At 62.3% G+C, this 9920-nt stretch carries 14 protein-coding genes and 1 pseudogene; 6 read left to right on the top strand and 9 right to left on the bottom strand.

From position 1 onward, the window contains the following. Window positions 1-329: pseudogene (locus ASF25_RS15915) on the bottom strand (porin family protein); the annotation flags it as partial. Window positions 330-849: 520 nt separating this feature from the next. Further along, window positions 850-1278, bottom strand: coding sequence for a MucR family transcriptional regulator (locus ASF25_RS15910; protein WP_056305815.1), 429 nt, complete (start codon window positions 1276-1278; stop codon window positions 850-852). A 368-nt stretch (window positions 1279-1646) separates the two neighbouring features. Between ASF25_RS15910 and ASF25_RS15905 the strand changes: the two genes are divergently transcribed. Beyond that, window positions 1647-1904 carry a hypothetical protein gene (locus ASF25_RS15905; RefSeq protein WP_056305813.1) on the top strand — a complete coding sequence of 86 codons (258 nt, stop codon included), beginning with the start codon at window positions 1647-1649 and terminating at the stop codon, window positions 1902-1904. A gap of 352 nt (window positions 1905-2256) precedes the next feature. Then, entirely contained in the window at window positions 2257-2475 is a 219-nt protein-coding gene (locus ASF25_RS15900) for a hypothetical protein (protein ID WP_200927311.1), read from the top strand. A gap of 123 nt (window positions 2476-2598) precedes the next feature. On the opposite strand, the gene ASF25_RS23370 is transcribed toward ASF25_RS15900, so the two are convergent. The 3 genes from ASF25_RS23370 to ASF25_RS22140 all read right to left on the bottom strand — a co-directional run bounded on the left by ASF25_RS23370 (window position 2599) and on the right by ASF25_RS22140 (window position 4969). After that, window positions 2599-2820: a hypothetical protein gene (locus ASF25_RS23370; RefSeq protein ID WP_082502825.1), complete on the bottom strand. Its 222-nt coding sequence runs from the start codon at window positions 2818-2820 to the stop codon at window positions 2599-2601. Between the two features lie 211 nt (window positions 2821-3031). Beyond that, entirely contained in the window at window positions 3032-3853 is an 822-nt protein-coding gene (locus ASF25_RS15895; protein WP_056305811.1) for an outer membrane beta-barrel protein, read from the bottom strand. Window positions 3854-4231: 378 nt separating this feature from the next. Next, window positions 4232-4969, bottom strand: coding sequence for a hypothetical protein (locus ASF25_RS22140; protein ID WP_200927310.1), 738 nt, complete (start codon window positions 4967-4969; stop codon window positions 4232-4234). Between the two features lie 501 nt (window positions 4970-5470). Between ASF25_RS22140 and ASF25_RS15885 the strand changes: the two genes are divergently transcribed. The 4 genes from ASF25_RS15885 (at window position 5471) to ASF25_RS22890 (ending at window position 7572) form a co-directional block, all read left to right on the top strand. Then, on the top strand, window positions 5471-5758 hold the full coding sequence (locus tag ASF25_RS15885; RefSeq protein ID WP_056305806.1) for a BrnT family toxin: 288 nt from the start codon (window positions 5471-5473) through the stop codon (window positions 5756-5758). Further along, window positions 5733-6044: a BrnA antitoxin family protein gene (locus ASF25_RS15880; RefSeq protein WP_056305804.1), complete on the top strand. Its 312-nt coding sequence runs from the start codon at window positions 5733-5735 to the stop codon at window positions 6042-6044. Before ASF25_RS15885 ends, ASF25_RS15880 begins: the two co-directional genes overlap by 26 nt. Before the next feature lie 558 nt (window positions 6045-6602). Beyond that, window positions 6603-7280, top strand: coding sequence for a ParA family protein (locus tag ASF25_RS22135; RefSeq protein WP_082502823.1), 678 nt, complete (start codon window positions 6603-6605; stop codon window positions 7278-7280). Then, window positions 7273-7572, top strand: a complete 300-nt coding sequence (locus ASF25_RS22890; protein WP_156369024.1) for a hypothetical protein — start codon at window positions 7273-7275, stop codon at window positions 7570-7572. The genes ASF25_RS22135 and ASF25_RS22890 overlap by 8 nt, the downstream gene beginning before the upstream one ends. Before the next feature lie 317 nt (window positions 7573-7889). On the opposite strand, the gene ASF25_RS15875 is transcribed toward ASF25_RS22890, so the two are convergent. From ASF25_RS15875 to ASF25_RS22130, 4 genes are all read right to left on the bottom strand, one after another. Beyond that, window positions 7890-8591: a response regulator transcription factor CtrA gene (locus ASF25_RS15875; protein WP_056305802.1), complete on the bottom strand. Its 702-nt coding sequence runs from the start codon at window positions 8589-8591 to the stop codon at window positions 7890-7892. 351 nt (window positions 8592-8942) lie between these two features. After that, window positions 8943-9200, bottom strand: a complete 258-nt coding sequence (locus tag ASF25_RS15870) for a hypothetical protein (RefSeq protein ID WP_056305799.1) — start codon at window positions 9198-9200, stop codon at window positions 8943-8945. A gap of 149 nt (window positions 9201-9349) precedes the next feature. Beyond that, a complete protein-coding gene (locus ASF25_RS15865; RefSeq protein ID WP_056305797.1) occupies window positions 9350-9784 on the bottom strand; it encodes a hypothetical protein in 435 nt (144 codons plus the stop codon). 4 nt (window positions 9785-9788) lie between these two features. Further along, window positions 9789-9920: helix-turn-helix domain-containing protein (locus ASF25_RS22130; RefSeq protein ID WP_156369023.1), on the bottom strand; the 132-nt coding region annotated here is incomplete at its 5' end.

Raw genomic sequence — 9920 nt, 5'->3', positions numbered from 1 at the left:
CCGGAGCCCGGGGTGAACTGGTAGTTGTAGCCGATCTGRCCACCGCCGACGAAGCCGTCGTTGCTGCGGCCGTTGCCGAAGGCGATCGCCTGGGTGGTRCCCGGCAGAACCAGGGTGCTGGCGCYGTTCACGCCGATGACGGTCGGGGCGCTGTTGCTGGAGGCGTCGAAGCCGTAACCGGCGTTGAAACCGGCGTAGAAGCCCGTCCAGGTGAACACCGGCACCGGCACGAACACCGGCGGAGCCGCGCGGCGCGGAAGGTCGGCGGCCGAGGCAGCGCCCACGAGGAGGGCGGCGGCAGTGCTGGCGAGGAAGAGCGTCTTGAACATGGGGCGGCTGCCGGAAATCAGAGGCGCACTCTCGGTGCGGTGTGATCTCGGCTTAGCAAACCCGAGCCTCCGGCCTCTAGTGCATTTCGGCAACACCACGAATAGATCGAAGATGCTGTGGGAAACTGTAGCTTTTACTTTGTATTTACTTTTGTAGATTGGCGAGGATCACCAACGTCCGGTGAATGCCTTTGTTCCAAAAAAACAGCCCGTCGTGCGATGACGCCGCGGGCTGAAAGTTTCAGTGTGGGATGCCAGAGGACCAGCTATGGCAATCGCCTGCAAAGAGCGTCTCTCCGCGGTTTCCGCAAGCTGAAAGAAACGGCAGTCGACGGATTGGATGTATACCGGTGGATCCCCTTCCCTATGGGGATTGGACCCAATCCTCGCTGGTGTTGCCTGTTCTGCGATACGAGGCCGTCTCAGCCGCCTGCCATCGCCCTGCGCACTTCGGCTTCATTTTGGGCCGGTGCGTTGGAAACTGCCTCGTTGGGTTGTACGCGCCTCGGTTTGGAAGAGCCTAGCTCGTTCCCTTGCGCTGCTGACCAAGTCCAAGGGCTTTGGCAAGCTTGGATCGCTGAGCCGAGTAGGCCGCGGACGTCATGGGATAATCGGCAGGCAGGCCGTGCTTCGCGCGATAGGCCTCGGGCGTCATCCCCCGGATCGTCAGGTGTCGGCGCAGGGTCTTGTAGGGTTTCCCGTCCTCGAAGCTGATGAGGGCGTCCTGCGTGATGGATTTCCGGATCTCCGCAGGGGTCGTCTTCGCACTCTGCTCCTTTTCCGCCGCGGCAGAGCCGCCTGTGGCAAGGCCGATGACCGCGGCATGCACACCCACGATCAGCTTGCCAAGCTCGCTTGCAGGAACGGAGTTGTTGGAGACATAGGCTGAAACGATGTCAGCGCTCAGCTCGACGTAATCGGCTGATAGGGCTGTTTCAGGTTCGGTCATCACGATGGTTCCATACTGTACGGTGCCTCTGGCATTACCCGCAGAAGCCAGTGATATGCAATTGCATCTGCGCAGAAACAATCGAGCAATAAAACTTTCACTTGCCAGGTGTTGATTTGACCTCGGCGAAACTTCCGGTCGAGCACCTATGGCAACGGAACACGATCCATGTCGGCCATGCTGTTGGAGGGTTTGGAAGAGTGCTCCGACGCATCGATGGCTCGCATAGTGCCCCTGTCGCTTAATCCGCGATGGTGCGTGCGGATCGACACGTCCAGAATGAAAGAGACACCCCATATTAGGTTCACACACAGAGAAACGGACCTGAAACCCAGGTCAGTCCTGTAAAGGAGCTTGAGAGACCAGCCATGAAGACCCGTATCGCCACCGCCACCGCTGCCCTTATCCTTGGCGTTGCTTCGATCTCGTCCGCCGTGGCCGGTGAGCGTCCGTCGCGCTACACCTCGTTCGGGTCTGAGGTTCAGACCACCGGTTCGGTCTACGCCCCGTCCCGCGTGCCGTCGTATGGTGGTTGCCCGATGAGCTCGGCCGCCGAGGGCAACGCCAACCAGCAGAACTTCCCCGTGATGCAGTACGGCCAGACCTCGGGTGGAAACCGTTGCTGAGGACCGTGAGGAAGGGTCTCGCGATGGCGCTGACCGGGTTCTCGTATCTCATGGCGGGCGTGTTCATCGCCGGCCTGATCTTCACCGTCGTCGGCACCTCGCAGGCGATGATGGGACTCTAGGCCCCTTTCCCACTACCATTCCATCCTGGCGCGACGGCGGGGCGAAAGCCTCGCCGTTCTTCGTTTCGGCCATGGCGAACGGCGATCTCGTATCCCCGATCAAGCAACCGCCAATCATTGATCTTATCGATACTGGCTATCGATCCGATCTGTTTGAATGATGGTGCAGTGCAAAGCATATTCCTCTCATGAACCGGGGCAGGCCCCGGCCCACCAGAGGAATCGACATCATGACCGTTCGTACCTTCGTCCTCGCTGCCCTGGCGTCCGTCACTCTGGCGGGCACCGCGATGGCCGACGAGCGCATCACCGTCACCCCGACGCTCTACCGTGAGCAGGCACGTGTCACCGCGGCGGTGCGCCCGGCTTCCGAGCTGACGACCACGCCCTCGCTGACCCCGCGGGCGCCGACGGCACGGCGCGTCGTCGCTGACGCATCGGCTCTCTAGGCCAGCTTCGCCCCCTCAACGTTGGGGTGATCCAATCACAGCGTAGCGGCGGGGCTAAGAGCCCTGCCGTCTTCGTGTCGAGGCCGCACCTGATGGGTCAGGCTAGGCTCGCAAGTTGCCGGTTCAACCGGCCAACCGTTGCTCGGCCAGGGCACGCCACCGATCGCATGCGCGTTCGGCGTCATGCAGCTGCGCGCGAAGTCTATCGATCTCGGCGTGCAGTTCGCCTGCGTCGACAGCAAGCTCGATGCACTGGTCTTGAACCTCGGCAAGCTGCTGACGCAACTCTCCATTCTCCAGAGCGACGGCTAGGAAATCGGTGGTGGGCCGCGCCGTGCCGGTCATGCCGCCCTCGCTTCGATTCCCTCGTCGGTGGCGCTGGGTACATGCCAAGCACTGGCAGCGTGAGCGCTAAAATCGAGAATGCCACATTCGCCGCAGCTCCCCCTTGAATGACAAAACCCCAAGGATCTCTCCTTGGGGTTTGCCTCAGCGGAAGTGGCTTGGTTGATCGGGGCTAGGAACGCTCAGGTCGAACCTGAAAATCCCACCAGTCCTAGTACGAGCCGAACTTGTAGTTCACGCCAGCGCGCACGAGGCTACCCTCGGTGGTGAAGCGGGAGTTGTAGCCGATGCCAGGACCACCCGTGGTGCCAACGAGGAGGTTTTTGGTGCCGAGATCGTAGCGCAGGTACTCCGCCTTGACCGTCACGGCACTGGACTTGAAGAAGTTCAGGAACGACTCGGTGGGCAGGGCGTACTCGATGCCGCCGCCGTAGGCGTAGCCGGTTTCGATCTGCGAGCGCGAACCGGCATAGGTCTGCGGGATGCCGGTGGTGAAGCTGATGTTCTGGGACACATCGCCGTAGGCGAAACCGCCGGTGCCGTACACGAGGACGCGGTCGAAGGCGTAGCCGATGCGGCCGCGCACAGTTCCGAGGAAGCCGAGCTCCGAACGATAGGTGTTGGTCAGGCGGTTTGGGTTGAACACCGGCAGGAAGATGTTGTCGACCTGGGTGCGCTGGAGGTCGGTGTACTGCGCATCGGCTTCGAAGCCGACAACGACGCCGGAACCCGGAGTGAATTGGAGATTGTAGCCAATCTGGCCGCCGCCGGTGAAGCCTTCCTGGGAGAGACGGACATCACCGCGGCGAAGGCCGGCGTTGACGTTGTTCTGCAGAGCGCCGATGCCGGTGGTGCGAATCCGGTCGCTCTCGTTGAAGGCGTACCCCGCGTTGAAACCCGCGTAGAAGCCGGTCCAGGTGAACACCGGCACCGGCACGAACACCGGCGGTGCTGCGCGACGCGGGAGATCGGCAGCAGAAGCAGCTCCTACGAAGAGAACAGAGGCAGCGCCAGTGAGGAGGGTCTTCAGCACGGGGTGGGTCCTTACGGTTCAAATCATCTCTATTTAACCTATGCGTATTCTGCCATCTCCCGAGCCGCTATGCCATTACTGCAACAGTTCTTCGTAGAATGACGGGTTTCCGCGCGAAACCTCAGTAGAATCCAGAAAGCACTTTAATCCAGCCATCACAGAATCGTGATCGATTGGTTAGCCGTTGGAATGCCCAGCGGGAATGGCGTTGTCTTTGCCCACCTCCCCTGAACGCCCGTGGCTAGCATTGCGACGAGCTCGGGCCGCGCCGCCCAGGCATCCCACTTGATCATCCCAATCGTTCGTTTTTCCGCCCGGCCGGATGCGCCCTCGGCATGGCTCCGCCGTCCGGACCGGTCGCACCGATTCCAGATCCCCTCATGGTCGGGTCCGACTCTGCCGTGCCGGCAGCTCTACGACAGTGCCGCTGGCTTCGGTTTTCCCCGAACTTAACACCCCTGTATCCGTGGGATGAATCGTTCTGCACCCTACCCCCCTCCCAGATGAGGCCGGTTGAGACTGTCCCTGCCGGTCAGTGGGCTTACGCCGGGTACGACGCATCCATGCCTGCCATTCCCGGCTGATCACCCGGATGAGGTTGGGCGAGTTCTTCCGGCCCTGGTGGCGACGCTCCTCGATGGTCAGCAGCCCGTCGCTCGCTGCCAGACGGATGGCGGCTTGAGCGAGCCGTCGGCACACACCGGCTCGGGCGGCGATGGCATCGATGCACAGTCCGCACACGCCCTTGGCCGCGACCTCGTCGCCGACGATGCGCAGGACCGCGAGCTGGCCTGTCGTGAAGCGCGCCGCCAGTGCCGGCGGCATTGGGCCCGACGCGGCCAGGTGTCGACGCCGATCGCGCGAGGCCAGGCGATCCGGCGACACCGGTGCCCGACGGGTCGGGAACAGGCTCGGCCGGCGGGCAGGGATCCCGACCGGCACGATGCCATCGCGAATCGCCCCCCGCCGGGCGTGCAGCTGTTCAGCTAGATGTTGGGCCTCGTCATCGTCGACGGCCCCTGCTCCGTGCGCCTGCCACACCTGGCGTGACAGGGCATCCATCTGCGCAAGCGTTCGCGCGTCCTCGATCGCACCCCGCATGGTTGCGTGAAACATCGTCCTCAACCCTCTCGGGCCGCGGCAAGCACAAGGCACGACTTCTCGATGCGGGAATTGGCGTTCCCGCTTGACACCCGAGGGCGCTCTATGGCTTGTGAGGGATTGTGTTGGGTCCTCACAGACCATTTCGATTTCGCGGCCCTCCTGTTTGGCGACAGGGGGGCCGTAGTCGTTTCAGGGTCTATCTCGCGGCGGTGATCTCTCCTGATGTCCGCCCACGACTCGCACGAGCGAGCGCGGCCGGACATGGCATGTCGGCCGGGTAACACGGTTAAGTCAACGGTAGGGAGTCGGCCGGGTCGATCAACGACGCATACTGGCCCCCTCGTGCAGCGTCGGCTGCCTACCCATCCTGGCCGCCGATATGGGAACGCTTGGGGGTTCATCCTCCGGTGCCGCTCCTCGCCCGGCGCAGCGAGGTATGGAAACGGCACCAGAAATTTCTGTAGGGGCTCTTATTCGTTGCGCCGGTGATTTAACGCCCCTACATATATTCGCATGAGCGCGACGTGGAGCGAGATCAAACGGCGAGCGAACCTGCTCAAGCACGGGCTGGACTTCGCCGAGTTCGACGCCTCGTTCGATGGCGAAACCGCCCTGTATCTGCCGACCTACCCGAGCGAACGGGGCCGGACGCGCTACCTTCTGATCGGCGACTGGAATGGAACGCTCGTCGTCGCTGTCGTCGTCTCACCCCTCGGAACGCAGGCCTTCGACATCGTGAGCCTGCGCCCGGCCAACCCGAAGGAAAGGGCTGCCTATGACCGTTACCGCTCAAAAAGCTGATCTAGCCCCCCTGGGCTTTTCGCAGGAGGACTGGGATGAGGTCTCGGACAACCCGGAGCTGACCGATGAGCAGCTTGCGAGCTTGCGTCCTGCGGCAGAGATGCCGGCGCACATCTATGCGCTCCTTCCCAAGCGTGGACGCGGTCGGCCGCGGTCCGAAGCACCGAAGGTGAGCCTGACCCTCCGTCTCGATCCCCATGTGGTGGAAGCCTACAAGGCCACGGGCGCCGGTTGGCAGACTCGGATGAATGAGGTGCTTGCGAAGGCTATCAAGACGCAAGCATAAGTTCCTACCCAGATAGCCCCAGCTCAGTCACTTTGAGCCTCTGGGATATCCCGGATCCAGCGTGGGCCTATCGGGAGAAGCCCCAACCCTGCCAACCACGGTACCGCCGGTCCGCTGCGGAGGAAACAGGTCCCTCTGCCCGGCATCTTCAAACGCTGGTCAGGCGTACCGTTCTGCTACTCGCCTATCAGTGGGATGTAGGCACGATAATAGGCAGTCAAGCGCGGTCTACACTAAAAGTAAACTTTTACGTAAACTTACACCTAAATCGGATATGGCGGGCCTGTCGTGGGCCGCCTCGATCCCACCAGTAGCTGTACAGGCCGGCCCATTTCGGAGGAAACAGGTCACACGGCCCGGTCTCCTGAGGTGCCGCTGGTGCATACCGTTTTGCCACTCGCCTATCAACGGGACGCAAGCACGATGTTGGGCAGAGAGGAGAGCCTAACAAGGACACACTTTCCGTAAACCTACACCTAAAAGTAAACCGTAACGGTATATTTACCCCGTACACCTAAACGGTATAAATCGCATTCGTTTGATTCGTGGAGGTGCTCCGTGCACGTCGTCAGCCTCGTCGGGCTCAAAGGGGGGATTGGTAAATCCACCCTAACAGCCCACCTCGCCGTAGCAGCCCACCAGGCCGGCATCCTTACCGCGATTGTGGACACAGATCCTCAGGCGACTCTTCGAATGTGGTCGACCCGTCGACAGGTCGACGGCCCCCCCGTCCGGCCAGAAACCACGCCAGATTTCCTAGAACCGACACTTAAGGCATTCGAAGCACAAGGGGCCGAACTCGTTTTCATCGATACGGCCGGTAAATCGGAAGCGATGGGAAAGCGCGCAGCTGAATTATCGGATCTCGTGCTAATCCCGTCGCGAACCAGTCTCGCAGACATGGACGCCGTGCCGAGTACAGCTTCTATGTTGGAAGGCATCGGAAAGAAACATTTCGTTATATTCTCCGACGTTGATGTATCTGGCCGAAAAAATGATGTGAAAGAAGCCTCTAAGGGTTTTTCTGCAAGGGGAATTCCTATCGGTAACTCCAACGGAGCTCCAACGGTGAGCCATCGGAAGGGGTTCAAATCCTGTTTCAACGATGGAAGGACCATTCAGGAATTAGAGCCTGATGGGAAAGGCGCTGAGGAGGTCGAAGCATTGTTTCGATGGGTAGCGAAGCAAATCGGGTTGAAGGTGAAGCGTAAGCGCGTGGAGAAGCAGAATGGCTAAGAAGCCCGGTCTCTCGGCAGCGTTCACGATAGGCGAACAGCCCATCCTCGACGTGCCTAATAAGTTTGAAGCTAAAACTCAACCTAAAGATACACCTACACCTTTACCTAATCGGCGGGATCATCGAGCAAACCGTCAGGCGTTCACGGTTTGGCTCGACCGCGAACTCGTATTGAAAATCAGGGAGTTATCACGCGATCTTGTGAGCGAGCATGGCAGGGCAGGTAACTCGATTGAGGCCCTCGTGACAGAGGGGATCGAGCACATTCTCGCTAAGCATGATCGCACATAGGCGCGCTATCGCATCCTGAGGTGGATCTGTACGGCTCAACCCGTTACCGGCACCAAGGGGCGACGCCACACCATCTCATCGGTTTCATCACAACCGAACCGGTGGTCTCCGGGTCTCGCCCGAGCGACACCAGGGCCCTGTGATCAGCGGCCTGTGTGGCGCGCATGAACGTGAACGCGGCAAGGCAGCAGAGGGCGAGCGACGCAGCCCACAGGGCGGCCCTGGTGGTCTTGATGGTGCGCTTGGTCATGCGCGTCAGGCTGAGGGCGAAGGGTTACCGGGAACCTAACGTCGAAATTTAGCCGGGGACGCCAGCGTCAGCTGGCCAGCGCACGCATCTCGGGCGCACCCTCGCGCAGGACGTAGCCGCGGCCCCATACCGTCTCGATGTAGTTCTGGCCCCCGGAGGCGTTGGCGAGCTTTTTGCGCAGCTTGCAGATGAACACGTCGATGATCTTGAGCTCGGGCTCGTCCATGCCGCCGTAGAGGTGGTTGAGGAACATCTCCTTCGTCAGGGTCGTGCCCTTCCGCAGGGCGAGGAGCTCCAGCATCTGGTACTCCTTGCCAGTGAGGTGCACCCGGTTGCCGGCGATGGCCACGGTCTTCTCGTCGAGGTTCACCACCAGGTCGCCGGTGGTGATCACCGACTGGGCATGGCCCTGCGAGCGGCGCACGATGGCGTGGATGCGGGCGACGAGTTCGTCTTTGTGGAAGGGCTTGGTCAGGTAGTCGTCGGCGCCAAAGCCCAGGCCCTTCACCTTGTCCTCGATGCTGGCCATGCCGGAGAGGATGAGGATCGGGGTCTTCACCTTCGACACGCGTAACGCGCGCAGCACCTCGTAGCCCGACATGTCGGGCAGGTTCAGGTCGAGGAGGATGATGTCGTAGTCGTAGAGCTTGCCGAGATCGATCCCCTCCTCACCGAGATCGGTGGTGTAGGTGTTGAACCGCTCGGATTTGAGCATCAGCTCGATGCTTTGCGCGACCGACGCATCGTCCTCGATCAGTAGAACGCGCATCGGTCAGGATCCTCAAGAGATGGAGGCAACCTGAAGGAACATCGGCAACAAACCGTTAAGCGCCAGCCCAGCCCAGCCCAGGCCCGGACATGGCAACGGCCACGGACGCTGAGACACGGTGCGCGTACATCCGGCGTCACCCCATCCCGGCATCGTGGCCGCTTTCCGATCCAGCGGCAGAGCCGCGATCGGTATGACCCTCAAATGGGGGGCGTATAGTTAATTTTCAATGAAGCAGCCCCGCCGCCCGATCTGCTCACGGGCCGGCGGGGAGGATCGTCCATCTCACGGCTGAGCCGGTACGCAACATGGCTCGCGAGGAGGATGCAGGGTCGCTGGTTACCCGCTTGGTCAGGGCCAATCGATCCGCCGCGTGTCGAATTGAGATCCCGGCATCGGCGATGCGCTGCCGGATCGGGCCGCCCGCGCCATGGCGATCAACTCCCGCGCCGTCATGCCGTGGGCCGGCCGGCGAAGGGCCCCCTGCCCTGTTGCCACCAGCGCAGGCCGTCCGAGGGCGAGGCCGCTGGTGCGGACGTTGGTATCGTGGCTGCGCCACAGGCGCCGGAGCCGGGCGGCCCTGGTGTCGTTCGCTCCGCCGTCGCTCACTGACCGCATCCTGCCCCATCCCAGCCGGTTTCCGCGCCGCGGTAGCAAAGCTTGGCCGTTGGCGACATTCTTGAAGTGGCGGGGGGCTGCGCTAGCGAACCGTCCTGCAGCGGCCTCCGCGGCCGTGCTCGGCCCCCGGACCTCTCGGGTCAGGCGTTCGGATACGGACCCTTGAACAGGTCGCCGAGCGCCTTCCTTCGGAACAGGGTGCGCCATCGCCGGCGCCGATGCTCGGGACGATCGTGGTTCATGTGACAGCGCTGGCAGAACGCTGTGAGGTTCCTCGAGCGATTGTTGGCCGTGTCATGATCGCGGTGCCCCGTGGCCAGGACCACGCGCGTGGTCCGCACCTGCCCGAGGATGTCGTCGCTGCCGATGGCGAGGCAGATGAAGCGCCCTGCCCCATCGCGCCACGAGGCCGCCTCCCCGTCCCACCACCGGCCATCGCCGAGGTGGAACACCCGCTGGCCATGCGGGCGGGCGCAGACCTCGCATCGCCCCCCTGCCCGCTGGAAGCGGATCACGGCCGAGAGCTGGGGCCAGTCGATGGGGTAGAAGAAGCGGTGCTCGTGCCGGATCGGCATGGGGTCAGGCCTCCCCGTCGGAAGCGGTCGCGGCCGCGGCGGCCTGGCTGCGGGCCCGGGCCTGGGGGAAGTAGCTGTAGAACGTGTCCCGGCTCACCCCGAGGCGCTTGGCGATGGCGGCGATCGAGATGGTGCC

The sequence above is a fragment of the Methylobacterium sp. Leaf100 genome, assembly GCF_001422845.1.
Lineage (GTDB): Bacteria > Pseudomonadota > Alphaproteobacteria > Rhizobiales > Beijerinckiaceae > Methylobacterium.
This window is presented reverse-complemented; position numbering and strand designations above follow the sequence as displayed.

Excerpts from the sequence above, each read along its gene's own strand:
- ASF25_RS15910 (WP_056305815.1), bottom strand. The coding sequence starts at position 1,278 with ATGACCGAACCTGAAACAGCCCTATCAGCCGATTACGTCGAGCTGAGC.
- ASF25_RS15905 (WP_056305813.1), top strand. The coding sequence starts at position 1,647 with ATGAAGACCCGTATCGCCACCGCCACCGCTGCCCTTATCCTTGGCGTT.
- ASF25_RS15900 (WP_200927311.1), top strand. The coding sequence starts at position 2,257 with ATGACCGTTCGTACCTTCGTCCTCGCTGCCCTGGCGTCCGTCACTCTG.
- ASF25_RS23370 (WP_082502825.1), bottom strand. The coding sequence starts at position 2,820 with ATGACCGGCACGGCGCGGCCCACCACCGATTTCCTAGCCGTCGCTCTG.
- ASF25_RS22140 (WP_200927310.1), bottom strand. The coding sequence starts at position 4,969 with ATGTTTCACGCAACCATGCGGGGTGCGATCGAGGACGCGCGAACGCTT.
- ASF25_RS15885 (WP_056305806.1), top strand. The coding sequence starts at position 5,471 with ATGAGCGCGACGTGGAGCGAGATCAAACGGCGAGCGAACCTGCTCAAG.
- ASF25_RS15880 (WP_056305804.1), top strand. The coding sequence starts at position 5,733 with ATGACCGTTACCGCTCAAAAAGCTGATCTAGCCCCCCTGGGCTTTTCG.
- ASF25_RS22890 (WP_156369024.1), top strand. The coding sequence starts at position 7,273 with ATGGCTAAGAAGCCCGGTCTCTCGGCAGCGTTCACGATAGGCGAACAG.
- ASF25_RS15875 (WP_056305802.1), bottom strand. The coding sequence starts at position 8,591 with ATGCGCGTTCTACTGATCGAGGACGATGCGTCGGTCGCGCAAAGCATC.
- ASF25_RS15865 (WP_056305797.1), bottom strand. The coding sequence starts at position 9,784 with ATGCCGATCCGGCACGAGCACCGCTTCTTCTACCCCATCGACTGGCCC.